The organism is Promicromonospora sp. NPDC050249 (assembly GCF_040656015.1).
In the GTDB taxonomy this organism is placed as follows: domain Bacteria; phylum Actinomycetota; class Actinomycetes; order Actinomycetales; family Cellulomonadaceae; genus Promicromonospora.
On the sequence record NZ_JBFAKY010000011.1, the window covers coordinates 92,838 to 118,854 of the forward strand.

The following is a 26,017-nucleotide window of genomic DNA, read 5'->3' on the forward strand; positions in this document are numbered from 1 at the left end:
GGCCCTGCCGTCCGGCCTCATCGCGTTGGCGCTGGGCGGCTTCGGCATCGGCCTCACCGAGTTCGGCATCGTCGGCTTGCTCCCGGAGATCGCGACCGACTTCACCGTCACCGAGAGCGCCGCCGGCTATCTCGTCTCGGGCTACGCGCTGAGCGTCGCGGTGGGGGCCATCTTCCTGACCGGCGCGGTCTCGCGAATCGAGCGCAAGCGGGTCCTGGTCAGCCTGATGGTGCTGTTCATCCTCGGCAACCTGATCTCGGCCATCGCCCCGACCTACGAGATCATGCTCCTCGGTCGCATCGTCGCCGCGCTGTGCCACGGCGCGTTCTTCGGGGTCGGCGCGGTCGTCGCGGCCGACATGGTCGCGGCGAACCGTAAGGCGGGAGCGATCTCCCTGATGTTCGCCGGGCTGACGATCGCGAACGTCGTGGGCGTCCCGCTGGGTACCTTCCTCGGTCAGGAGCTGGGCTGGCGGTCCACCTTCTGGGCCATCACCGTGATCGGCGTCGTCACCCTCGTCGGCATCCAGCTGCTGGTGGCGAGCTCGCCCGCCGCGCCGTCCGGCAGCCTGCGCAGCGAGGTCCGCGTCTTCCGTCGACCCCAGGTGCTGCTGTCCGCTCTGGTCAGCATCCTCGCGTTCGGTTCGGTCGTCGGGGCATACACCTACATCGCATTCACCCTGACCGATGTCACGGGCTTCGCAACGGAGGCCGTGCCGTGGCTCCTGCTCCTGTTCGGGGTGGGCACCTTCATCGGCAACCTGGTCGGCGGGCGGGCCGCCGACCGGGCCATGGACAAGTCGCTCCTGGTGATCCTCGGCCTGCTCGCGGTGGTGCTCGCCGTCTTCGGTCTCACCGCCTCGAACATGTGGGCGGCCCTCGTCGCGATGTTCCTGCTCGGGGCCATCGGCTTCGCCACGGCACCCGGCCTGCAGCTGCGCATCATGGAGGTCGCAGGGGACGCACCCACCATGGCGTCCGGCGCGAACGTCGCGGCGCTCAACGTCGGCAACGCGTTCGGCGCCTGGCTCGGCGGTATGGCCATCGCCGCCGGCTTCGGGTTCGTGTCGCCCCTGTGGGTCGGCGCGGGCCTTGCCCTGGCGGCGGCCCTCGTCCTCGCCACCGCCATCGCCACGAAGGCAAAGGACCCGGCGCCCGATCTGGCGGCGGCGCCCGCCGACGCCGCGATCGAGCCCGTACCCACCGAACCGGTGGCCGCGGAGCGCGCCTGACACCCAGCGGCTCGGGCCGCGCTACCCAGCAGCAGTATTCAGCGATATACAGCGATATCCAGCTAGTCCTAGCAAGATCCAGCACCAAGCAGCCCCCCGGCTGCAGCACTGACTTCCAAAGGTGGCCGGGGGGCTTTCCCCTGCCTGCCCTGCACCACGATCAAAACTGGTGAAAGGTGCGTCATGAACCCCTCAGTGCTCCACGCGGAACAAGGTCGCTCGTCCACGGGAACGATGCCGGAAACGGCGGTCGCCCAGGGTTTCAACCTGGCTGGCTTCTTTCCCGGGCTCGGGAGCCGAGCTGCGTATCGTGAGGTCGGGTGGACCTCGATCGGTTCGGCGTCCGAGTCTGTCGTCGAGCTCTACCAGGAAGCCGCTGACGCGCTCCAGATCGTGAACGGACCCGAAGGGTTGTCGCTGACGGCGGCCAACCTGCCGGAGGACCCGGTCGAGCGCCAGGGATTCATCGGGGCGGGCTTCCTCGTCCACAACCTGGCCCTCGACGTCGAGCTGCGGGAGCGCGCGGCAGAGACCGGCGTCGCTCACTTCGTCGCCTACACGGGCGAGAGCTTCGGCGTGCTGGCATCGGCGGTGGCCTGCGGCGCGCTGTCGATCCAGGACAGCGTCCTGGTGGCCCGCGCGTTCACCCCGCTGCTGCTGGCCGCGTCGAACCAGGAGGGGCGCGGCCCGCTGGGGGCGAGCCTGGCGAGGTACCTGCCGCGGTACTCCAGGGAGCGGCCGCCGATCACCGAGCCGGCGCACGTCATCGCGCTCAAGGCCGAGCCCCACGAGCTGCGCAGGCTCCTCGGCGAGCTCGGGGAGCGCTACCGGGACGACGTCGAGGTCCACAAGCGCTACTCGCCGAAGCAGACGAACGTCTACGTCCGCGCCGGCTTCATCTCGATGTTCGCCGAGATCATCCGAGCGTTTCCGGGCGTCAAGGCCGAGGAGCTGAAGGAGCCGACGAAGTTCCTCGCCCACTCGCGGAAGATGATCGAGGCGCGGGAGTCGCTGGACCACTACATGGACGATCAGGGCGTCCGGTTCGCCGACCCACACACGCCGATGATCTCCAACAGCGGCGGCAGCTTTCTGATCACCGGTGACCAGGTGCGCAGCGCCGTGCTCGCGATGACCAACGAGGTCATGGACTCGCAGCGCACGGTCGAGCTGATCGACGAGCTGCGGCCGGACATGGTGGTCGAGATCGGGCGAGGCGGCAAGTCGCTGGATCTGTTGCAGGACAACTGGACGCGCTCCCCGGCCATCGCGTTCACCGGCGCGCACGACGCGTCGACCCTGCTCGACGGCGCGGGCCTCGTGGTACGCCTGAGGGCGGCGCTGCAAGAGCTCCGGTCGGCTGAGCGCGCAGGCCCCGAGCCGTGGGACTACGACCTGCTCCACCGGGTGAACGACCTGGCCAGGGCGGAGCCCGCCTTCGAGAAGTACCTGCTGGAGATGGCATGCACGCTGCCGATCCAGCCGGACGGGGCGGTCTCGGCCTCGTACCTGGAGATGAGCGAGGCGCTCAAGTACACCCTCGCGCACCGCAGGCACGTCCTGGAGGGCGAGCTGGTCGTCGGGGCGCGGCTCAAGAAGCGGATCGACGTCGGCCCAGGCGCCGTCGGGCAGGCCTTCACCGAGCTCTGCATCCGCGACGCCAAGGGCCGGATCAGCATCCGGACGGTGGTGGCGGCCGAGGACGCCGAGGCGCTCGTCGTCCACTTCGGCAAGCCGCGTAAGCCACAGCTGCTCGAGGCCGCCCGTGCCGCCCGGATGCTCGTCGAGTCCCAGCCGATCGCCCAGCGGATCCGTGCCCGCATCGCCGAGCGGCTCCGTGCCGACAACGGCGCCACTACCCACTCCACGGGGCTCAAGGCGGCGATCGCCGAGGCAGAGGCCATCGACCTGCTCGTCTACCAGGTCTCGATGTTCGAGCTGCTGAAGCAGCACCGGCCCGGGCTGTTCGCGCACAACCACGCGTTCCTCGAGGGCGGCGACGCGTTCGGCTGGCTGGTGGCGCTCGTCGCCTCCGGTGCGGCCGACCCCGGTGACGTCATCGAGCTCGGGGCGCACATCGTCAGCGGCAGGCTCGGCGAGACCGTCCTGACCGAAGGCATCGTCGGCCGGCTGGGCGCGCGGCTCACCGATGCGACGGTCCCGGTCCTGTCCTCGACGGGCGCTCCGGTCGAGACCAGGCACGACCTGGCCGCCGAGACCGCCACGATCTGCCGACCCGGCGAGCTGCGCAGGGGGAAGCGCCCGATCAGGCTCAACGCCTCGTGCACGATCCTCGCCCTCGGTTCGTCGAGCCGCATCGCCTCGCTGGACACCACGCCGCACGCGAACCGCATCCTGACCGTGCGCACCGCGGAGGAGCTGTGGCGCCGGGGGCTCAACCGCGACCTGGACGCCATGGAGCGCCGGGCGCTGCTGACCGCGTCCTCGGAACAGCGGGCGGTGATGCGCTACGCCCAGCAGCGGAGCCTGCTGTGCAGCACGGTCTGCGCGTACATGAATCCAGGGGAGGTCCTCGTCGGGTTCGGCAACGGCGGCAGCGAGTCGATGACCGTCTTCTTCCGGCGCCGTGGCGAGAACGAGCTGCTGGTGCGCAAGGTCCTCAGTGAGGCGCTCACGACCGCCCGGTGGGACCCGGAGGGGCAGGGGGCGATGCTTCCCCCGTTCACCAAGGCGAAGAAGCAGGCGGAGTACCTGATGGCGCTGCCGGCGTCCGTCCGTGACTACTTTCCCCAGGTGTACTCGGTCCTCGAGCGGGAGGTGCGTCCGCTGGGCGCGGCAGACGGCGATCCCGTGCGCCGCGAGGTCATCTACGAGATGAGCTTCGTGCCGGGCGACGAGGTGGGCCAGTACATCGCGAGCCGCGTCCCGCCGCCGGTCGTCGTCGCGCGGCTCTACCAGGAGATAGCGGGCTTCGTGCACCGCAACATCCACACGGCCCGGCGGGTCCCGTCGCCACGCGGCACGCTGGAGGAGCAGTACTTCCGCAAGATCGAGGACCGGCTCGACCTGTGCCGTCGCACGGCGCCGGCCACGTTCGGCCCAGGTCTGCTCGACACGGACGAGATCGTCATCAACGGGCGCCGCTACCTCAACCACCGCCGCCTCCTGGAGGAGTTCCGCCGGGAGCCCATGTTCCAGCAGGTCCTCGAACCGTCGTTCCACTCGCTGGTGGTGGGGGACACGAACACCGAGAACATCAAGATCGGTGACACGGCGGCGCTGGTCCGTGCCCAGGCGGTCATCGAGAGCGGGGCAGGTCACGCGGAGGTCCGCGAGGCGCTGGCCGCCATCACCTCCGCCTCGATCGGGCTGAAGTTCCTCGACCCGCGCGCGATCGGCTGGCGGAGCGACGGCGCGACGACGAGCGACGACCCCATGTACGACAACAAGCCGTGGCACAACTCCGTCGGCCACTACGACGAGATGCACAACGAGGCGTTCGACCTCGTGGTCTCGAGGGCCCCGGACGGTTCGCCGGACGTGACCATCGACTTTCACCGCGGCAACCCCTACCAGCGCTCCTACCGGGTGCGTGACGTCACCGAGCGCGGCCTCGCCGTGACCCCTGATGCCCCGCGGGGCATCGAGGACTACTTCGCCCAGGTGATGACCGACGTCTACGGCCTGGACGACCCCGCAGCGGAGCAGTACAAGTCTGATCCGTACTGGATCATCCGGTTCGTCTTCACCATGGGAACCCACTTCACCGCGATGCCCCCGTTCCACTTCGCGTCGGAGATCGACGGGACCGTCGTCGACTCGCCCGACATCCAGCGTCGGCCGATCGCCATCTACTGCGAGGGCATCAAGTGGCTGAACTGGGCGCTGCAGATGCTGACCGGATCGCGGCCGGACTTCCTGGGCGTCCCGGTGCCAATGCTCCCGGCTCTCTCCGCGTCGGCCGACAGCGCCGGCGGCGTCGCCAGGAAGGAGGAGGTCAAGTGACTTTTCTTCTGACACCACCGGTCCGCGGCCTGAACGACCTCTCGATCGAGTCGCGCGTCATCGCCACCCCCTGGAGCCGCATCGTGCGGGGGATCGGCCTGGGTCAGCACCCCATCGGCTGGGACGCGACGGCGGCGTCCCGGATCCGCGACTCGTTCGCCCTGCTCGACGAGCGGGCGCCCGGTGTCGGGATGTACACCGGGTTCGCACGCGCGCTCGCCGAGCTCGTCCTGCAGGTCGCCGATCCTTCGGTCCGGCTCGGCTACCGGCAGACCCAGGACCTGATGAACGCGGCCGCCGACTCGGCCTTCGCGATCGCCAACCCCTACTACCGGCTGACGGCCGGCTGCGCGCTGCTCAGCGCGGTGGCCAAGCTGGGCGTCTCGAAGGCGCACCTGGTCGACGGCGCCCGGGACATCCCGGCACAGGTTCTCGCCACGATCGGTGAGATCCGTCCGGACGGCATCAAGGACGAGAACCGGGGTCGGCACGGCGACTACGAACGGCTGTCGGCCTGGACGGCGGTGTTCCTCGCGTTCGGGCAGCTGGACCTGCACGACAGGCTCGTGTCGGCCGAGCACGACCATGTGGCCGAGGCGCTGGCCCTGATCGACAACATCCCGGCGCCCTTCTTCCGCGGTCGCGGCGGGTCGATGCTCCTGTCCGCCACCATGCTGCTGGGGTTCGACGACCACATCTTCGACGGGCCGACGAACTACCTGTCCGCCACCCTGTCCTACCTGGACCGGGTGGACGAGCTCCAGATCTACCCGTCGTTCCCGAGCCCGATGTCACCGGCGTTCGCCAAGGTCTACCCGCTCCTCACCATGCTCAACGCGGTAGCCGTCACGGGGCGACTCTCCTACCTCGAGTCCGGGCGGGACCGGCTCGCGGAGGCCGCCGAGCTGATGGCTGCCGTCGCCCCGGTGGAACGAACGCACATGGGCCTCTATCACGTGGTCGCGCTGCACAACCTGGGGCACCTCACCGCGGACGGACCCCGGCTCGTCGACCTCGTCGAGCCGCTGGTCGCCCAGTGGCGAGACATCGACCCCGGCCAGGACTACTTCCTCTACGGGATCTCGTACGCATATCTCACCCAGCTCGCGTTCTTCACCGGGAGGGAGGATCTCATCACCGAGCCGATGGTCGAGCGGATGCTCACCGCTTTTCCGTCGCTCGAACGGTCGGCCGAGAGCCGGGCCAACCGGCCCTACCCGTTCAGCTACGTGCTCAACGTGCTGACCGAGCTGGGCCTCGGGGACCTGCTGTACACGCCGCACGACGCGTACGGCGGCAGCACCCCGTTCCGCTGGTTCGCCGACCATCTCTCGCCCGGCGCTCGTGCGGAGCAGGCCAGGCTCTACATGGTCGACCACGCGCTCCTCAGCTGGGCGTTGCGCCTGCGGCCGGCGGGCGCCGTCGAGCCGGGAGCGCTCGGTAGGTTTCGCTTCGCCGCGAGGGAAGAGCGGTAACGGGGAGCGACAAAGGGAAGGTGTGACGCATTCTGCTGCTTGGTCGAGAGCGGTGTGAGCGATAAACTGGGGATATGACAGCGCAGGTCGAGGAGTACGAACAGATCGCCGACGAGGCTCTGGAAGCCTTCAAGGCGCTGTCGAACCCTGTGCGTCTGCAGATCCTCCAGTGGCTCAAGCAGCCGCGCGAGCACTTTCCCGTCGAGCGTGCGATCGCCGACCCCGACGTGGTGGGGGTGTGCGTCACGCACATCACCGAGAAGGTGAACGCGGCGCAGTCGACGGTCTCGGCCTACATGAACTCCCTGGAACGCGCGAACCTGGTCACCTCCACGCGCGTGGGCAAGTGGACCCACTACCGGCGCAACGAGGAGCGGATCGAGGAGCTCGTGCGGATCCTGGGAAGCTCGCTGTAACCCAGGCCGGCTCGGTACGGCTGCGCGATATCGCCTACTCGATATCGCGCAGCACCGACTGCACGGCCACCGTGTCGGCGCCGTACCTGTCGTCCGCGTAGCGCTGGATGCTGCCGTCGTCGTAGGCGACGGGCACCCAGACGTAGCCGTTCTCGATCCGGCTGCCCAGGCCGCCGAGATAGTCGAGGACCTCGTTCTGGAGATCGAAGGCCTCGGACTCGGATATCTCCGGTTCGACCGTACCCGCGTTGGCGGGATCGAGCCGGGGGTCCTCGGGCGGTGCGGGCAGTTCCGCCGGGGCCGCGGCGGCCTCGGTGAGACGGAACGTCTCGCCGTCCCAGGAACCCACCACCTCGTAGTGGCCCCAGGTGGTGTCCTGCGCTGACTCCGCCTCGACGGCGTCCCAGTCCCAGCCGGCGATCTCCGGGCCGCCGCACTGGGGCGGATACGACTCGGCCACCCCGCCCAGGCACAGCTCGGGTGGACCGTCGCCCTCCTGTAGGACGGTGGTGACGGTCGTGACCTGGCCCGACGCCGCCGGGGCGGGCGGCGCTGCCGCCGTCGGCGTGTCGTCCGGCTGGTCACCGTCCGGTGCTGAGCCCGCGGGACCGTCCTGGGCGGCGCATGCGGTCAGCAGCAGCACACCGGCCAGGCCGGTGCTGAGGAGTCGGCGTGGTGCTCGTCGCGGCTTCATACTCTGCATATGTTTGCGTGACCACTGGACTTGCACGCTCGTGCACCAGATTCTCGGTAAACGCTTGCCCAATGCGCGGGTCCAGGGCTAGCGTGTACACACAAGAATATGTCAAGACATAAGATCAAACGGCCTCCAGCGATCCACCGGCAACACAGCATCCACCCGGCTACACAGCTCAGGCGCTCAGGGTTGAGCGCCGACGAGGAGACACAATGAAGCGTCAGTACCTGGCCCGCTCGCTCGCGACCGCGTCGATCACGATCGGCGCGCTCGTGCTCGCATCGTGCTCGAGCGGTGGCGGTGGCTCCGATGACGAGGTCGTGCTCCAGCTCATGCAGTCGGGCGACGTCAACCAGGGTGGCGGCTACGCCAAGCTGGCGGAGAAGTACTTCGAGGAGACCGGCGTGCGCGTCGAGGTCGTCGAGGTGCCCAACGACGACCTGCGCACGCGGCTGCGTACGTCGGCGCAGGCGAACGACCTGCCCGCCCTGGCGGCGTCGCCGTCGACCGACCCGGCATGGACCGAGCGCCTGCTCGACCTGACCGACGTCTTCGACGAGGTCGGTGTCATCGACACGCTCTCGGTCGCCGACCCCGCCGACGACAAGGTCAAGGCGCTGCCGACCACCCTCACCGCCGTCGGCATGTTCCTCAACAAGTCGCTGTGGGACGAGGCCGGCGTCGAGTACCCGACGACGCTCGAAGAGCAGTGGACATGGGACGAGTACGTGCAGAAGTCGAGCGAGGTCGTCGAGGCGACCGACGCGGAGTACGGCGCGGTCATGGACCCCTCCGCGCACCGCCTGCGCTCCTTCCTGTTCGAGTTCGGCAGCGAAGGTGTCACCGAGCAGCCCGACGGCACCTGGGCGCTCGACGAGGAGGGCGCCGAGGCGCTCGGCTACTTCAAGAAGCTGCACGAGGACGGCGTCATGCCGCAGGCCGTGTGGGGCGCCGCCGACGACCCGAGCGCGACGTTCAAGTCGGGTCGCGTCGCCGGCTACATGTCGGGCGTCTGGCAGATCGCCGACTTCCAGGAGACCATCACCGACTTCGAGTGGGTCTCCGTGCCGCTGCCGCAGCAGCCGGTGCGCGCGACCAACTACGGTGCGGCGTCGTGGATCGTGGCGTTCGACGGCACCGGCGTCGAGGAGGAGACCCTCGCCTTCATCAAGTGGCTGTACTCGGAGGAAAACTACCGCGAGTACTGCGAGATCTCCGGATGCCTGCCCGTGCTGGACGGTCTCGAGGTCAGCTACAAGGAGGACGCGTACGCGTTCGACCTGTACAACGGCGAGATCGCCGAGTCCCCGGCGATCTCGGCGGTCCAAACGACCGACGGCGTGCTGAACGGCTACGAGGGCAAGGCGATCGACTCCGAGCCGCTCCTCGACGAGACCGTCAAGCTCATCAACGACGAGCAGACGCTCGAGCAGACCGTGGAGAACATCAACAAGGCCTCGACCGAGCAGATGGCCGACTGATAGCGACGCGCGAAAAAGGCTCCTCATGACTCTCACCACCTCGGGTCCGTCCTCCTTCTCCGCCCCCGTGGCGGAGGGGGACGGGCGGCGCGTCCGCCGTCGCCGACACAGCCGCTACCTGCTCGCCCCCTTCGTCTTCACGGTCGGCACGGCTGCGCTGTTCGGGCTGTTCTTCCTGTGGCCCGGCGTGCTCGGCCTGTCGTACTCGCTGACGGACTACCGCGGGTGGGGAGACCTCGAGTTCGTCGGGCTCGCCAACTACCTCGAGCTGTTCCGGGACAGCGAGTTCTACCAGTCGCTCGGGCGGACTTTGGTGTATGCCGTGTTCTCGGTGCCTGTCGGCTACGTCCTGGCGCTCGCCATGGCGGTGGCCCTCACCTCGAAGGGTGCGCGGGGCAAGACACCGGCCCGCATCATCTTCTTCATGCCGTGGCTGGTGTCGCCGATCATCGCCGGTGTCATCTGGCGGTGGATGTTCGGCGAGAGTTTCGGGTTCGTCAACTACATCATCCGGCTGCTGGGCGGCGAGGCGGTGCCCTGGGCGAGCAACGCCGACCTGTCGCTGTTCGTCGCGGTGCTCGCCTCGGCATGGGGCGGCGCGGCCTTCAACATGCTGCTGTTCATCGCGGCGATCAGCAACGTGCCGCAGTCCTACTACGAGGCAGCTGAGCTCGACGGCGCGAACGGCTGGGAGCGGTTCTGGTACATCACGCTGCCGTCCATCGCCCCGACCTCCGTGCTCGTCATCCTGCTGTCGTCGCTCGGCTCGATGAAGGAGTTCGCGATGATCCAGGCGCTCAACGGTGGTGGGCCCGGCACCCAGAACCGCCTGGTCGTGCAGTACATCTACGAGACCGGGTTCGAACGCTCGCTCGTCGGGTATGCGGCCGCGGCATCGATGGTCCTGCTGGTCATCCTCATGGTCATCGCGATCATCCAGCTCCGTATCAGCAAGAGGAACAACGCATGGTGACGACGGACACGCTCACGGTGGCGCCGAAGAAGTACGCGAAGCCGGGCGGGCGCCGGCTCGGCGAGATCCGCCGCAGCATCGTCCCGACCACGATGCTGTGGGTCATCGCCGTGCTCATGGCGTTCCCCCTGCTGTGGTTCCTGCTGTCGTCGTTCAAGCCGGGCGGGGAGCTGTTCACCTACCCGCTGTCGTTCTTCCCGCGTGAGTGGACGCTCGCGGGATACGAGGACGCCTTCGAGCGCGTCGACTTCCTGCGCTACTTCAGCAACACGCTCGTCGTCGCGACCGTGTCGACGGCCATCACGGTGTTCCTGTGCGCGTCGACGGGTTATGCGCTCGCCAAGTACAAGAACCCGTGGCTCCACGTGCTCGGCCTGTGCGTCCTGTCGATGACCATGCTGCCGGGCGAGGTGATCCTCAACCCGCTGTTCATCGTCGTGCGCGACCTCGGCATGTACAACTCGCTGCTGGGCGTCATCATGCCGTCGGTGCTCACCCCGACCGGCGTGTTCATGTTCCGCCAGTTCTTCCTGACGATCCCCGACGAGCTCCTGGATGCCGCGCGCATCGACGGCGCGAGCGAGTACCGGATCTTCTGGGGCATCATGCTGCCGCTGGCGCGGCCCATCATGCTCACGCTCGCGATCGTGTCGTTTCACTGGCGCTGGAACGACTACATCCTGCCGCTCATCATCCTGGGCGATCCCGACCAGTTCACGCTGCAGATCGCCCTGCGTGCGCTCGTCGGCGCCGAGAACATCAACTGGAGCGTGCTGCTGGCGGCCTCGGTGCTGTCGATGATCCCGCTGGTGCTGCTCTACCTCGTGTTCCAGAAGTACATCACCTCGTCGAACATCAACGCCGGACTCAAGGACTGAGCAGTGCACGTACAGGTGTCCTCGATCCTGGGAAGGGTCGACCGGTGGCTCGGCGAGTACCTGGCCGACGCCGTCACCGCCGGGTCCGTGCCGCTCGATGTCGCGGCATGGACGGTGCCGGGCAAGCCGGGCGGCACGGGCGAGCCCGTCGCGTTCGCCGACGTACCTGATCCCGCGACGTTCGTGCCGGCCGCCCCCGGGTACGGGTGGGGGCGGCCCTGGGGCACCACGTGGTTCCAGGTGTCCGCACGCGTACCGGCGCACTGGGCTCCTGACGACAGGCACCGCGTCGAGCTCTCCCTCGATCTCGGGTTCGACGGCGCCAAGCCCGGGTTCCAGTGCGAGGGGCTGGTGCGCACACCGGCCGGGCGCGTGGTGAAGGGCCTCGAACCCCGCAACCATCACGTGCCGCTCGAGGCGGGTCCCGGCGAGTCGTTCGTCTTCCTCGTCGAGGCCGCGGCCAACCCGGACCTGTCGGGCGGCGACGACTTCAAGGGGCCACGCGCCTACGCGCCGACGTCGCTCGGCGACCCGGTGAGTGCGCCCGACGCGCCGCTGTACCGGCTGGGGCGGCTCGAGATCTGGCGGGTCGACACCGAGGTCGAACGCCTGGTCCGCGAGGTCACCGTACTGCGCGGCCTCGCGCTGGAGCTGAGCGAGCACGAGCCGCGCCGGGCCGCGCTGCTGGCGGGCCTTGACCACGCGCTCGACGCGCTCGACCCGGGCGACCCCGCGGCAGCGGCGCCCGCCGCACGGGCGGTGCTCGCCCCCCTGCTCGCCTCGCCGGCGGCCGCGACGGCGCACCGCATCGTCGCCACCGGCCACGCGCACATCGACTCGGCCTGGCTGTGGCCCAGCCGGGAGACCGTACGGAAGGTCACCCGGACCTTCGCGAACGTCGTCGACCTGATGGACCGGGACCCCGACGCCGTCTTTACGAGCTCGTCGGCACAGCACTTCGCCTGGCTCAAGCGCCAGGAGCCCGAGCTGTACACGCGGGTGAAGCAGCGCGTCGCGGAGGGCCGCATCGTCCCGGTCGGCAACATGTGGGTCGAGTCCGACGTCAACATGCCGTCGGGGGAGTCCCTGGCTCGTCAGCTGCTGCAGGGGACGCGCTTCTTCGAGCGCGAGTTCGGCGCGCGCAGCGACGTCGGGTGGCTGCCGGACTCGTTCGGCTACCCGGGCGCGCTGCCGCAGCTGCTGCGCAAGGCGGGGCTGCGCTGGTTCTTCACGCAGAAGATGTGCTGGAACGACGCCAACCCGATGCCGCACCACACATTCCTCTGGGAAGGTATCGACGGCACGCGCATCCTCACGCACTTCCCGCCGAACAACACCTACAGCGGCGACATGCGCCCCACCGAGCTCGCCCGCAGCGTGCGCAACTTCGCCGACCACGCGGGTGCCTCGCACTCGCTCATGCCGTTCGGGTACGGCGACGGCGGCGGGGGCCCGACGCGCGAGATGATGTGGGACGCGCGCCTGCAGGCCGATCTCGAGGGCTCGCCGCGGGTACGGTTCGGCACCGCCGCCGCCCTGTTCGGCACCATCGAGCGCGAGTACGTGAGCCCGCCCGTCTGGTCGGGCGAGATGTACCTCGAGTTCCATCGGGGCATCTACACCTCGCAGGCGCGGACCAAGCGCGGCAACCGGCGCAACGAGCAGCTGCTCGTGGAGGCCGAGCTCTGGTCGGCGAGCGCCGCCGTGCGCACGGGCGCGCCCTATCCGTACGACGAGCTCGACGAGCTGTGGCAGGAGGTGCTGCTGCTGCAGTTCCACGACATCCTGCCCGGCACCGCCATCGCGTGGGTGCACCGTGAGGCCGAGGCCTCGCACGAGCGCGTCACCGAGCGGCTGCAAGGTCTCGTAGACACCGCGCTGCGTGCGCTCGCGGGCGAGGGGACGCGCAGCCTCGCGGTCAACGCGGCACCGTTCGCGGCGTCGGGTGTTCCCGCGTTCGGCGGGGCCGCGGACGTCGCAGCGGCTGCGGCTGTGGCCGCCACGGCGCTGCCCGACGGCGGCGTCGAGCTGGCCTCGCCCGGCCTGCGGGTGGTGATCACCGCGAACGGGCTGATCACGCACGTGGTGGACCTCGCGTCCGGGCGGGATCTCGTACCGCAGGGCCTGGCCGCGAACCTGCCGCAGCTGCACGTGGACGCCCCGGCGAAGTGGGACGCGTGGGATCTCGACCGCTCCTACCGCGCGAACGCCGTCGACCTCGTCGACGGCACGGTGACGTTGCGCGACGACGGCAGCGTGCGCATCGAGCGAGCGTTCGGCAGCAGCCGCCTGACGCAGACGGTGACGGTCGTCGACTCCGCTGTGCGCATCCGTACCGAGGTCGACTGGCACGAGCGCCGCCGTTTGCTCAAGCTCGCGTTCCCGCTCGACGTCCACGCACAGGACGCCGCGTACGAGACGCAGTTCGGGTACGTGCGCCGTCCGCTGCACGCCAACACGTCGTGGGACGCCGCACGCTACGAGGTGTGCGCGCACCGGTGGGTGCATGTGGGCGAGCCCGGCTTCGGCGTCGCCGTGGCCAACGACGGCGTCTACGGGCACGACGTCACGCGCGACAGCGTCGACGGCCACGTCGTCACCACCGTGCGGCAGTCGCTCCTGCGCGCGCCGACGTTCCCCGACCCGGACGCGGACCAGGGAAAGCACGCCTTCACCACGGTGCTCGCGCCGGCCCCGACGACCGACGAGGCGCTGCGCGCGGGAGCCGTGCTCGGTGCCCCGCTGCGCCGGATCACGGGTGCTGCGGCGCCGGTCCCCGTCGTCACGGTCACCGGCGTCGACGGTGCGCCGACCTCCGCCGTCATCTCGGCGGTCAAGCTCGCCGACGACCGCTCCGGCGACCTGGTCGTGCGGGTCTACGAGAGCCGCGGTGCGCGCACCCGCGCGACGCTGCATGCCGACTTCGCGGTCGCCGAGGTGCGCGAGTGCGACCTCGTCGAGACACCGCTCGCCGGCGGGACGACGGCCGTGGTGGACGACGGGGGCGATGGCACGGACATCGTGCTGCGTCCGTTCGAGGTACTGACGCTGAGGGTGAGAGGGAACCACACATGACCGAGGTGGACGAGGTCTTTCGCCGTGCGGTGATCGCGGCGGCGGACGCGGCGGTGGACGGGGTGCTCGCCACGGCGCCGGACGACGTCGACCTGGGGCACATCGGGTTGTACCGCGCCACGATGCGGGACATCAAGCTGCTCGTCAGCGCGTATCTCGCCGACGGCGGGCGCCACACCGGGGACGCCGCGCTCGTCTCGCGCGCCGTGACGCACGCGGAGGCGCTCGCGGGGATGCAGGCGGCGTCCGGCCTGTTCGTCGGCGGGGACAACATCGAGTCGCCGCCGGACACCGCCTTCGCGATCAACGACGTGTGCGACACGCTCGAGCTGATCCGCCGCGCCGCCGCACCGGCGCTGGCGTCGCTCGACCAGGTGCTCGGCGCGATCGCCGATGCGGCGGCGCCCGCCATGGTCGCCGGCGGGGTGCACACGCCCAACCACCGGTGGGAGCTCACGGCGGTCCTCGCGAGGCTGCACCGGCGTCGCGCGGACCCGGCCGTGCGTGCTCGGGCCGAGCTCTGGCTCGCCGAGGGCATCGACCTGCAGAGCGACGGGATGTTCTCGGAGCGCAGCGCGGTCTACGCGGTGTTCGTGTCGAACCCGTCGCTCGCCCTGATCGGAGACGTCTTCGACCGCCCGGACCTGCACGACGTGGTGGTGCGCAACCTCGAGGCCACGCTCGGGCTGATCCTCCCCGACGGCACCGTCGAGACGGTCCACTCGCGGCGTCAGGACCAGCGCGGCGAGCTGTTCCCGCTCGCGCCGTACCTGGTGGCGTACCGGCGGTTCGCGATCGAGCGCGCACGTGGTGATCTTGCCTGGGCGGCGGAGCACGCCGCCGCGCAGGGCATCATCGAACCCCAGACGGTGCTCACCGAGCTGCTGCTCGACCCGCGCCTCGCGGAACGTCTTCCCGACGTCGAACCGCCCGCCGCGACGCGTCGCGCGGAGTGGGCGGCGTCGCGGCTCGTCGTCGACGCGAACCCGGCGCGGACGCTGGTGCTGTACGGCGGGTCGGACTACCCCCGCCAGCGGCGTATCCGCTCGGGGCTGGCGAACAACCCGACCTTCCTGCGTCTGTTCGCGGGTGACGTGGTCCTCGACTCGGTGCGGCTGTCCCGCGACTTCTTCGGGCTCGGCCCGTTCCGCGCGGCAGAGATCGAGCACGACGGCGACGCTGTCGTGCTCGTCGAGCGGCTGGAGGGGAGCTACTACCAGCCGCTCGCGGAAGATGACCGGCGCGCCGACGGTGCCTACGACCTGGCCGACGAGGGCCGGTTCTCCGCGGCGATGTCCTTCGCGGACCGGAAGACCGAGACCGTGGTGCTGCGCACGCGGATCGCCGCGCGGCCGACCGCGGACGGTGTCGAGCTCGAGATCACCACCGACGGGCCCGAGCTGCCGTGGGCGCTCGAGCTCGCCTTCCGCGCCGGCGGTACGTTCGAGGGCGCGGCGGAGGTCTTCGACGACGTGGTGCGGCTCGACTCGGGGACCGCTCGCTACCGCGTGGGGGACAGCACCGTCGAGTTCGGCCCCGGCACCGGCGCGGCGGGCCCGGCCCGCTACCAGCCCGGGGAGGACTACACCTACCTCGGGGCGACCGATGCCGTAGGCGGCAGCCGGGCGTACATCGTCGGGAGCTCTCCTGGGGTCGTGCGGGTTCTCATACGCACTGTCTGAGGGCATCACTGCAGGTCCAGGTGGGCGGCGAACAGATGTCCGGCCTCGCCACCACGGTGATCGCGACAGCATGCGCTGAGTGTCACATCATCTTGGATCCGCGCTGCGGCGCGAACTGGGCGCCCGGTGCCCTCTGCTGGACAGCGACTTTTCATGGACACACAGAAGCAGAAGCGAGTCCGGTCACTCCTCGGGACTCTCGCTACAGCGTTCTTCACGGCGCTTGCAATGGCCGTCACCCCCCTGACGGCCGTTGCCGGCGAGACCGAATCTGAATTCGATCCCGCTACCGATCTACTGCACTAATGCGGTTATTCGCCAGGACTGCTGGAACTCTAACGGACAGAGAGTCTGTGCGACGTATCTCTTCCTGAATCAGGCGGACCAGCGTGCAATCAATGCGGGCTACATTGCAGCACTAACTGCGGTAATCTGTGCCGTCAGTGTTCCGCTCTGCGCGGTTGCTGCGGTGATGCTCGCAGTTGCTGGCTCGTACCTCGACAGCTACGGCCTCTGCCCGAGTTCAAGGCCGTATCTTAGGGTCCGAACCGCGACACCGTACCCGCGCACGTGTGTCGTGAACACCTATACGTTCCCGTAGTGATAGACCCAGCTTTATGCTGGGGTGATGGGTGCCGATAGGTCGGTCGTGCGGCTCACTTGTGAGCCGCACGACCGACACTCACGCCGATGAGGAGAATTCATGCGTCGCGAAACCATGCTGGAAATTGTACGAATCTTGATTCCAATCTTGCTGCTCGTTATCGGAGTGGCTGCGGTGATGGTGGTATCGCAGTTTGGTACTGTCGCGACCGTCATCTCTATTTTGGCGGTAGCGGTGCTTATGGGGGCCTATGGGGTCATCGCGCGTCGAAACACTCGTCGAATTCGCGATGATGGCAATAGTGTTCGCCATGAAAGATAAATAGGGCAGACCTGCTTCGCCCCGCTGGCAGATTGCAGCAATCCATCAGAGCAGCATCAAAGACGGCCGAGGCAAGACACTTTCCCGCCGCGGTCTCAGCGTATTAAGATAGCCCCATTTGTACCGCCAGCGAACGCCGGGTAACACCCTGGATAGGATGTTCATACGCCAAAACAGCCATCGGGTCTTAGCTAGGTCCTCCGTCTTGCTGTCGTTGTGCTGTGAGTGTGGCCGGCATCTCATGGAGGTGGTTCTTGAGAAGTCAAGCCGATTCCCCGGCCTTGAACTGGGCGAATGTGGTCAATGGGGTGTTGGTTACTTCTGCCGCCGTTACGTTCTCACCCGACGAAGGAGTCGCTTCATCGGAGGCCACAAGCGCGTGGAGGTGGTCCCACTGCAGGACGAACTGGAGTTCTCTGCGAGTCAACGGGGCAATCCAAGTCTGCGAGGGGGACTCCAGCGGTGGGCAACAACGTGCTCCGTGAACAGCGGGAGGCGACACCCTCGCGGCTGCGCCCCGGTGAACCCACTTCGCGCTCGGAACTCGCGGATTTGTAAACGCGCAGGTCTGGGCCACTACCAGGCAGCACTCCACTCTCGCCGCCCACGCGATAGCCCGGTACGAACGCGGGTATTCGCCCTCATGGGACATGGATGTGCTAACCGGGCTGGCCGACCTGGGGAGCGTGTACGTGGATCTGACCCGAAGAGGGCTGCTTGGATCGGCGCAGGCCACCCGCGCTCGGAGTAGCTTGCCGTGTACGTAGCCGATGCCGGGGAGAGAGATCGGCCTGCCGCGGGTCGACGGCGCCGCAGCTCCGGGGCACACTGTGGCAGCGGAGCGGGACACCGGGGTCCGCCAGCTAGAGCGGAAGGGCACCACATGGCCGACTACGCGGACGTGCACCGACGCAGCCTCGCCGACCCCGAGGGGTTCTGGGGCGAGCAGGCAGCGCTGGTCTCGTGGTTCCGTAAGCCCACCCGCGTGCTCGACGCCGACAGCCCGCCGTTCTACCGCTGGTTCCCCGACGGCAGGCTGAACACCTGCTACAACGCGCTGGACCGGCACGTCATCGCGGGCCGCGGGGACCAGGCGGCGCTGATCTACGACAGCCCGGTCACGGGCACCTCCCGGACGATCACCTACGCCACGCTCCTGCAGGACGTCGCGGCGTTCGCCGGCGCCCTGCGCGACCTCGGCGTGGAGCAGGGCGACCGGGTGGTGATCTACATGCCGATGGTGCCGGAGGCCGTCGTCGCCATGCTGGCCTGCGCGCGGCTGGGCGCCGTGCACTCCGTGGTGTTCGGTGGGTTCGCCGCGAACGAGCTGGCCCTGCGGATCGACGACGCGCAGCCGAAGGTGGTGGTGTCGGCATCGTGCGGCATCGAGCCCACCCGGGTCGTGGAGTACAAGCCGCTGCTCGACCGGGCCCTGGAGCTGGCGACCCACGAGCCGTCGTCGTGCGTGGTGCTGCAGCGGCCGCAGGCCGTCGCGACGCTCGTCGAAGGCCGGGACCTGGACTGGGCCACCGCCATGCACGCCGGGCGGACCAACCCTGCGCCGTGCACGGAGGTCGCGGCGACCGACCCGCTCTACATCCTGTACACGTCGGGCACCACGGGGAAGCCCAAGGGGATCCTGCGCGACAACGGCGGCCACGCCGTCGCCCTGGCCTGGTCGATGCGCAACATCTACGACATCGGGGCCGGCCAGGTCTGGTGGACGGCGTCCGACGTCGGCTGGGTCGTCGGCCACTCCTACATCGTCTACGGGCCGCTGATCGCGGGCGCTACGTCCGTGCTCTACGAGGGCAAGCCCGTCGGCACGCCCGACGCCGGGGCGTTCTGGCGGGTCGTCGCCGAGCACGGCGTCGAGGCCCTGTTCACCGCCCCGACGGCGATCCGGGCGATCAAGAAGGAGGACCCGGAGGGCATCCTCGTGGCGAGCCACGACCTCTCCTCCCTGCGGCACCTGTTCCTCGCGGGGGAGCGGCTCGACCCCGGCACGTACGAGTGGGCGGGGAGCATCCTCGGCGTGCCCGTGATCGACCACTGGTGGCAGACGGAGACCGGCTGGGCGATCGTCGCCAACCTGCGCGGGCTGGACCCGATGCCCACCCGGCCCGGTTCGCCGTCGGTCCCGGTGCCCGGCTTCGACGTGCGGGTGCTGCTGCCTGATGGCACCGTCGCGGGGCCGGGGCAGGAGGGCAGCATCGCGATCAGCCTGCCGCTCCCGCCGGGCACCCTGCAGACGCTGTGGCGCGACGACGCCCGCTACGTGGCCTCGTACCTCGCGGCCTACGACGGCTACTACCTCTCCGGCGACGGCGGCTACATCGACGACGACGGGTACGTCCACGTCATGGGCCGCACCGACGACGTCATCAACGTGGCAGGGCACCGGTTGTCCACCGGGGTGATCGAGGGCGTGCTCGCGGCCCATCCCGCCGTGGCGGAGTGCGCGGTGATCGGCGTCGCCGACGCGCTCAAGGGCCAGGTGCCGCGCGGGTTCGTGGTGCTCAAGGCGGGGACCGACGCCGAGGGCGTCACGGCGGAGCTCGTCGCAGCGGTGCGCGACCAGATCGGCCCGGTCGCGGCGTTCAAGGACGTCGAGATCGTCGCAGGGCTGCCGAAGACCCGCTCGGGCAAGATCCTGCGGCGCACCATGCGCCAGCTGGCCGACGGCGAGCACCCGGCCGTGCCGTCGACCATCGAGGACCCGGCAGTGCTGACCGCCCTGGAGCCGGTGCTGCGGCGGGAATGACATCTGTCATGCGTCGCCGGGCATTCCTCCGGGCAAGGTCGTGATCGGCGACACTTACCGGCACACGCGCGTCGTCCGAGGGTGGGTACATGAGGCGAACCCACGTCAGCTCCCCACATCCGGACCCGACCGGCGTGCCGTACCGCGGCACGTCCGACGACGCGCAGCAGCGCGTCCGACCACTACGAACGCGCGGCGGGGGTGTCGCCCTGCTGGCCGTGGCACTGGCCGGTGCGCTCATGGTGCCCGCCGCGGCCGCCGTCCGGCCGGACGGTGCCGATCCTGACAGCGCGCCGGCGGCGCAGGTCGAGTGGGGCGAGTGCCCCGCCGACGTCGCGACCGAGGCGGCTCCGTACGTCCTGACCTGCGCCAAGGTGCCCGTGCCGCTGGACTACGCCGAACCCGACGGCGAGCAGATCCAGCTCCAGATCTCCCGGCTGGCCAGCGACAACCCGGCCGAGCGCCGCGGGGTGCTCCTGCTCAACCCGGGCGGGCCGGGCGGTTCCGGGCTCACGCAGTCCACGCTCCTGATGTCGCGGGGCGTCCCCGACAGCGTGCTGGACGCCTACGACCTGATCGGCATGGACACTCGCGGGGTGGGCCACTCGACCCGTATCGACTGCGGGTTCACCGCAGGCGGCGGCTACTTCAGCAACGTCCCGCCGTACGCGGTCGACGACGCCGCGGTCGCCGAGCACGCGGAGGTCGTCAAGGCCGCGGCCGAGCAGTGCGCGGCCAACGACGAGAACGGGCTGCTGCGCCACGTGTCGACGGCCAACATGGCTCGCGACCTGGACAGCATCCGGGCGGCGCTGGGCGAGGAGAAGGCCAGCTACCTCGGCTACTCGTACGGTTCCGCGCTGGGCGCCGCGTACGCGTCGATGTTCCCCGAGACGGCGGACCGGGTGGTGCTCGACAGCAACGTGGGCGACACCCACCTCGACCAGGAAGGCCTGCGCAGGTTCGCTCAGGGGGTCGAGCAGACGTTCCCCGACTTCGCGAAGTGGGCGGCCAAGCGGGATACCGCCTATGGGCTGGGCAGGACACCGGCGCAGGTGCGCGCCACGTACTTCGAGACCGCCGAGCGGCTGGACCGCGACCCCGTGCAGGGGATCGACGGCGCGCTGTTCCGCCAGGTCGTCTTCGGCGGGCTCTACAGCCCGCTGAGCTACGGCCGGACGGCGCAGACCTGGCAGTCGCTCCGGGACGGCGACGCGGCTGCCGTGCGCGGCCTGCTCGACAGCAACCTCCTCGACGGTGTCCTGTCGGACGGCGCCGCCGCCGGGGACGTGGCGTCGCCGCTCTCCAACGCGCTGTCGGTGTTCATCGCCTCGACCTGCAACGACAGCGACTGGCCCGAGGACCTCAGGTCCTACCGCCGGGCCGTGGCCGAGGACCGCGAGAAGTTCCCGATGTTCGGCGCGGCGTCGGCCAACATCTTGCCGTGCGCGTACTGGTCCGAGCCGGTCGAGCCGCCGGTGCGGATCTCCGACGAGGGCCCGCGCAACGTGCTGATCCTGCAGAACCGCCGTGACCCGGTCACCCCGCTGGCGGGTGGCCAGCGGCTGCGCGAGAAGTTCGGCGACCGGTCCCGGCTCGTGACCGTGGACGGCAGCGGTCACGGCGTCTACGCGTTGGGTGACAACGCGTGCGCCCTGAACATCGGGACGACCTACCTCGTCGAGGGGAAGATGCCCCGGCGCGACGTCGCCTGCCCGGCGGGCTGACGGGTCGTGGCAGGCGGGAGCGCGGGGTCCTCCGGGATCGCGTGCTCCCGTCGCCGTAGGGCACCGGCACCGGCACCGGCACCGCGCTAGTGTGACCGCGTGCAACGCCCCGGAGAGCTTGGCCTCGTCCCGGCACCTGCGTCGACGCAGGTGCCGGGCGGATCGGTGCTGCTGACAGACGGCGCGGGCATCGCCGCCGACCCCGCGCTGCGGCCCGCCGCGCGCTGGTGGCGGCGTGTCACGGAGGAGGCGTTCGGCCTCGACCTGGTCCCCTCGGCGGCCGACCGCAGCTCCGTCGTCTTCGCGCTCGCGGCCGACCTGCTGGCCGGTGGCTACCGGGTGGACGTGAACCCGGCGGGCCTCGTCCGGGTCGAGGCCGCTGACCTCGCGGGCGCCCACGCCGCCGCCCAGACCCTGCGTCAGCTCGCCGGTCCCGGCGCCTACCGCCGCAGCGGCACCGGCCCGCTCGAGCTGCCGGTGGCCCGCATCGAGGACCACCCGCGCTTCGAGTGGCGCGGCGTGCTGCTCGACGTCGCACGCCACTTCCTGCCCAAGCACGACGTGCTGCGGTTCATCGACCTCGCCGCCGCGCACCGGCTCAACGTGCTGCAGCTGCACCTCACCGACGACCAGGGCTGGCGCGTGCAGATCCACCGCTACCCCGAGCTGACGCGGACCGGCGCGTGGCGCCACGAGTCCACGGTCGGCACCTGGCGCACCGGCTCGAAGGACGGCCGGCCGCACGGCGGGTTCTACACGCAGGACGACCTGCGCGAGATCGTCGGCTACGCCCGCGACCGGGGCGTCACGGTGGTCCCAGAGATCGACGTCCCGGGCCACGTCGAGGCCGCCGTCGCCGCCTACCCGGAGCTCGGCACGCGCAAGGACCGCAGCACGGTCCGCACCACGTGGGGCATCAGCCAGGACGTGCTCGACCCGTCCGAGGGCTCGCTCGCGTTCTTCCGGCACGTGCTGGACGAGGTGCTCGACGTCTTCGACGCACCCTGGATAGGCCTCGGCGGCGACGAGGTCCCGCCCACCCTCTGGCGCGAGTCGCCACGGATCGTCGAGCGGGCCAAGGGCCAAGGCGCTCGGCCTGGTCGGCAAGGACGGAGCCCCCGACGTCGACCAGCTGCACGGCTGGTTCGTCGCCCGGCTCGCGGAGCACGTGTCCGAGGCCGGGCGCCGCGCCGTCGTCTGGGACGAGGCGATGTCGCCGATGCTGCCGCGGGACGTGGTTGTGACCTCCTGGCGCGGTTATGCCCAGGGTGCGGCAGCGCTCGATGCCGGGTATGACGTCGTCATGGCACCTGAGCAGGCCGTCTACCTCGACCACCGGGCCGGTGAGCATCCTGCCGAGCCGATCCCCGTCGGTTTTCTGCGGACGGTCGAGGACGTGTACGCCTTCGAGCCGCTGCCCGCGCCGTTGGTCGGCGTGGCCGACGGCGCGGGCCGGCTCCTGGGTGCGCAGGCCCAGGTCTGGACCGAGCACCTCGACAGCGCCCGGCGCATCGACTACGCGACCTTTCCCCGGCTGGCGGCGTTCGCCGAGGTCGCCTGGTCGCCGCGGGCCGACCGGACGCAGGGCTCCGCCGCGTCGAAGGAGTTCCTGGGCCGACTCGAGCGGCGGCACCTGCCCCGCCTCGACGCATACGGCGTCGAGTACCGGCCGCTCGCCGGGCCGCACCCGTGGCAGACCCGGCCCGGCGTCCAGGGCTACCCGCGGGACCTGGCGGCGGAGACCGCCGTCGGCGGCTGGGCAGGGATGGGCGGCTGGCGGGACGACGGCGGGGTCGAGAACCTGCCCGCCGGCGGGCAGGTCACCGAGACCCCGGAGGGTGACGGATGACCGGCACGATCCTGGTCCGCGCCGCCCGGGTGCCGCAGCGCGACGGAACCTTGTCCGAGCCGGTGGACCTCCACGTGGTGCGCGGCAGGATCGCGACGATCACCGGTACCGGCGCCTCGGACGGTGCGGGACCTGCCGTCGAGCCGGGTGTCGAGCCGGATACGGAAGTCCTCGACGCCGGCGGCCGGGTCGTGCTGCCCGGCTTCGTGGACGCGCACACGCATGCGGAGGCCGCCGTCTTCGAGCAGGACGTGCAGCTCGCGATGCTGCGCCAGGGGATCACCACGGTGGTGACGGGGCAGGACGGGGTCTCGTTCGCCCCGAGCGACCGCGCGACCTACGACTGGGCGAGCACGTACTTCGCCGCCATCGACGGGGTGCACCCCACGTTCGCCGGCGGGTCCGTGGGCGACCTGCTGGGCACCTACCACCGCACCGTCCCGGTGAACGTCGCGTACCTCGCCCCGCACGGCACCCTGCGCTACCGGGTGCTCGGGGCCGCGCAGCGGCCGGCGTCCGACGCGGAGATTGCCGTGATGGTGGGCCTGCTGGAGCAGGCCATGGACGACGGCGCCTGCGGCCTCTCGACCGGTCTCGAGTACGTGCCCGCCGTGTATGCCGACGAACGGGAGCTCGTCGCGCTCGCGAAGGTCGTCGCGGCGCGCGGGCTGCCGCACGTGAGCCACATGCGCGGGTACGAGGACAAGGGCGTCGCGGCGCTCGACGAGCTGATGCGGATCGCCCGCGCGTCCGACGTCGCGACGCACGTCTCCCACCTGCACGGCCCCGCCCGCGAGCTCCTGGAGCACGTCGGGGGAGCGCGGGCCGCGGGCCGCGACGTCACCTACGACTCCTATCCCTACCTGCGCGGATGCTCGATCCTGTCCATGGTGACGCTGCCTCCGTCGCTGCCCCTTGCCGATGCCCGCGCGACGGTCGACGCCCTGCGCGACCCGGCGACCGCCGTCCGCCTCGCCGAGCACTTCGCCGGCCTGACCGACCTCTGGCCCCGCATCACCTTCGCGTCCGTCCCCGGCATGGAGTGGGCGGAAGGCCGCACCCTGCCCGACGTCGCCGCGCGGCTCGGGCTGTCCGCCCCCGACACCGTGGTCGAGGTGCTGACGGCCACGGAGCTGCGCGCGAGCTGCGTGTTCGCGCAGCCGCCGACCAACTCGCCCGAGTCGGTCCGCACGCTGGCGGGGCACGAGGCGCACCTCGCCGGGTCGGACGCCATCTACTGGGGCGGCAGCCCGCACCCTCGCGGCTGGGGCGCGTTCGCCCGGCTGCTCGACGAGCACGTGCGGCGCGGCTCCTGGAGCTGGTGGGACGCGGCTGAGCACCTGTCGGCTCGGGCGGCCCGACGGTTCGGGCTGGCGGACCGGGGCCGGATCGCGCCGGGCGCCGTCGCCGACCTCGCTCTCGTCGACCCCGGCCGCGTCCGTGACGAAGCGACGTACGAGGCGCCGCGGACTCCTGCCGTGGGTATCGAGGACGTGCTCGTCGGCGGCGTGCCCGTGCTCGCAGCCGGGCGGCTCACCGGTGCCACGCCGGGGCACGGGCTGCGTCCGGCCGCTGCCGGGTCCGCGGCCCGGGCCCGGAGCTGAGCCCGGACGCGTGCGCGGAGCACCCGGGACACGGCAGGATGTGGGTGTGCTGCGCATCGACGACCCCACGCTCACCTGGCCGCTGCTGACCATCGACGAGGCGGCCCTCGACCACAACATCGGGACGGTGGCGACGGCCTTCGCGGACGCGGGCGTCGAGCACGCGCCGCACGTCAAGACGCACATGTCCCGCGAGATCTGGACGCGGCAGGTCGCCGCGGGGGCGTGGGGAGCCACGGTGGCGACGCCCGCACAGCTCCGGACGGCGCTCGGCTGGGGCCTCCCCGGTGCGGGACGCCGCGCCTTCCTCGCGAACGAGCTCGTCGATCCCCGCGACATCGCGTGGCTGCGGACGGCGCTCGCCGACGGCACTGCCGACGAGGTCTGGGTGTACGTGGACTCCGGGCGCGGCGTCGACCTGCTCGCGGCGGGCTTCGCCGGCGCCGCACCCGAGGTGACCGCACGGCTGGGCGTGCTCGTGGAGCTCGGCGTACCGGGCGGCCGTACGGGCGTTCGCACGGTGTCCGACGCCGTGGTGCTCGCGGTCCGCGTGCACGACGCCGGACTCCGGCTGGCCGGTGTCGCGGGCTACGAGGGGCCGGTGGCGGGCGGCACCAGCGACGAGGAGCTCGCCGCCGTCGGCCGGTGGTGCGACGACCTGCGGGCCGTGGGCGCGCAGATCGGCGGCCTCGTCGACGGACCGACCGTGCTCAGCGCGGGCGGCAGCGCGTTCGCCGACGTCGTCACGCACCGCCTGACCGTGCCGGTCCGCGACGCCGCGGGCGTGGACGTGCGGACACGGGTGGTGCTGCGGTCGGGTGCCTACGTGACGCACGACCACGGCCACTACCTGCGTGCCGACCCGTGGACGCGCCTGGGCGCCGCGGCGCTGCGGCCGGCGATCACCGTCTGGGGCTCCGTGCTGTCCGCGCCGGAGCCGGGCCTGGTCATCTGCGGTATGGGCCGCCGGGACGTGTCCTTCGACATCGACCTGCCGACGCCGCTCGTCGTGCGGACGCCGGACGCCGCGGGGCGGCTGGGGACTGCCGACCCGCTGGCGGACGTGCGCGTGACGGCGCTCAACGACCAGCACGCCTACCTCGCGGTGGACCCGGCGGCCGGGCGCCCGCTGGAGCCGGGCGACGTCGTCGGGTTCGGCATCTCGCACCCGTGCACCACTCTCGACAAGTACCGCACCGGCTTCGTGACCCGCGGCGACGAGGTCGCCGAGCGGATCACTCTCGACTTCTGACCAGCCGCACCACCCGAACGCC

The 26,017-nt window shown here is 70.5% G+C and carries 16 protein-coding genes and 1 pseudogene; 16 read left to right on the top strand and 1 reads right to left on the bottom strand.

What is annotated here, in order from left to right:
- Window positions 1-4 precede the first annotated feature (4 nt).
- The 4 genes from AB0I32_RS11385 to AB0I32_RS11400 all read left to right on the top strand — a co-directional run bounded on the left by AB0I32_RS11385 (window position 5) and on the right by AB0I32_RS11400 (window position 7,088).
- A complete protein-coding gene (locus AB0I32_RS11385; protein WP_357506004.1) occupies window positions 5-1,231 on the top strand; it encodes an MFS transporter in 1,227 nt (408 codons plus the stop codon).
- A 393-nt stretch (window positions 1,232-1,624) separates the two neighbouring features.
- Complete coding sequence (locus AB0I32_RS11390) at window positions 1,625-5,197, top strand: hypothetical protein (RefSeq protein WP_357505889.1); 3,573 nt, start codon at window positions 1,625-1,627, stop codon at window positions 5,195-5,197.
- Window positions 5,194-6,672, top strand: coding sequence for a hypothetical protein (locus AB0I32_RS11395; RefSeq protein WP_357505891.1), 1,479 nt, complete (start codon window positions 5,194-5,196; stop codon window positions 6,670-6,672). Before AB0I32_RS11390 ends, AB0I32_RS11395 begins: the two co-directional genes overlap by 4 nt.
- Before the next feature lie 74 nt (window positions 6,673-6,746).
- Entirely contained in the window at window positions 6,747-7,088 is a 342-nt protein-coding gene (locus tag AB0I32_RS11400) for a metalloregulator ArsR/SmtB family transcription factor (RefSeq protein WP_357505893.1), read from the top strand.
- 34 nt (window positions 7,089-7,122) lie between these two features.
- Here the strand turns inward: AB0I32_RS11400 and AB0I32_RS11405 are convergent, their stop codons facing one another.
- Window positions 7,123-7,782, bottom strand: coding sequence for a hypothetical protein (locus tag AB0I32_RS11405; protein ID WP_357505896.1), 660 nt, complete (start codon window positions 7,780-7,782; stop codon window positions 7,123-7,125).
- Between the two features lie 215 nt (window positions 7,783-7,997).
- Between AB0I32_RS11405 and AB0I32_RS11410 the strand changes: the two genes are divergently transcribed.
- The 12 genes and pseudogenes from AB0I32_RS11410 (at window position 7,998) to AB0I32_RS11465 (ending at window position 25,995) form a co-directional block, all read left to right on the top strand.
- Window positions 7,998-9,266 (top strand): extracellular solute-binding protein, encoded by a 1,269-nt coding sequence (locus AB0I32_RS11410; RefSeq protein WP_357505897.1) that lies wholly within the window; start codon window positions 7,998-8,000, stop codon window positions 9,264-9,266.
- Window positions 9,267-9,291: 25 nt separating this feature from the next.
- Window positions 9,292-10,239, top strand: coding sequence for a sugar ABC transporter permease (locus AB0I32_RS11415; protein WP_357505899.1), 948 nt, complete (start codon window positions 9,292-9,294; stop codon window positions 10,237-10,239).
- Window positions 10,233-11,117, top strand: a complete 885-nt coding sequence (locus tag AB0I32_RS11420) for a carbohydrate ABC transporter permease (RefSeq protein WP_357505902.1) — start codon at window positions 10,233-10,235, stop codon at window positions 11,115-11,117. The genes AB0I32_RS11415 and AB0I32_RS11420 overlap by 7 nt, the downstream gene beginning before the upstream one ends.
- Window positions 11,118-11,120: 3 nt before the next feature.
- Window positions 11,121-14,192 (top strand): glycoside hydrolase family 38 C-terminal domain-containing protein, encoded by a 3,072-nt coding sequence (locus AB0I32_RS11425; RefSeq protein WP_357505904.1) that lies wholly within the window; start codon window positions 11,121-11,123, stop codon window positions 14,190-14,192.
- Window positions 14,189-15,874 (top strand): hypothetical protein, encoded by a 1,686-nt coding sequence (locus AB0I32_RS11430; RefSeq protein WP_357505906.1) that lies wholly within the window; start codon window positions 14,189-14,191, stop codon window positions 15,872-15,874. Before AB0I32_RS11425 ends, AB0I32_RS11430 begins: the two co-directional genes overlap by 4 nt.
- Window positions 15,875-16,577: 703 nt before the next feature.
- The gene (locus AB0I32_RS11435) at window positions 16,578-16,799 is read left to right on the top strand and encodes a hypothetical protein (RefSeq protein ID WP_357505908.1); all 222 of its coding nucleotides are present in this window, start codon (window positions 16,578-16,580) and stop codon (window positions 16,797-16,799) included.
- Window positions 16,800-17,682: 883 nt separating this feature from the next.
- A complete protein-coding gene (locus tag AB0I32_RS11440) occupies window positions 17,683-19,563 on the top strand; it encodes a propionyl-CoA synthetase (protein WP_357505910.1) in 1,881 nt (626 codons plus the stop codon).
- Window positions 19,564-19,652: 89 nt separating this feature from the next.
- A complete protein-coding gene (locus AB0I32_RS11445) occupies window positions 19,653-21,290 on the top strand; it encodes an alpha/beta hydrolase (protein ID WP_357505912.1) in 1,638 nt (545 codons plus the stop codon).
- 165 nt (window positions 21,291-21,455) lie between these two features.
- Window positions 21,456-22,307: pseudogene (locus AB0I32_RS11450) on the top strand (family 20 glycosylhydrolase); the annotation flags it as partial.
- Window positions 22,308-22,422: 115 nt separating this feature from the next.
- Entirely contained in the window at window positions 22,423-23,139 is a 717-nt protein-coding gene (locus tag AB0I32_RS11455) for a family 20 glycosylhydrolase (protein WP_357506006.1), read from the top strand.
- Entirely contained in the window at window positions 23,136-24,743 is a 1,608-nt protein-coding gene (locus AB0I32_RS11460) for an amidohydrolase family protein (protein ID WP_357505914.1), read from the top strand. The genes AB0I32_RS11455 and AB0I32_RS11460 overlap by 4 nt, the downstream gene beginning before the upstream one ends.
- Before the next feature lie 46 nt (window positions 24,744-24,789).
- On the top strand, window positions 24,790-25,995 hold the full coding sequence (locus AB0I32_RS11465) for an alanine racemase (RefSeq protein WP_357505916.1): 1,206 nt from the start codon (window positions 24,790-24,792) through the stop codon (window positions 25,993-25,995).
- The last annotated feature ends 22 nt before the right edge of the window (window positions 25,996-26,017 follow it).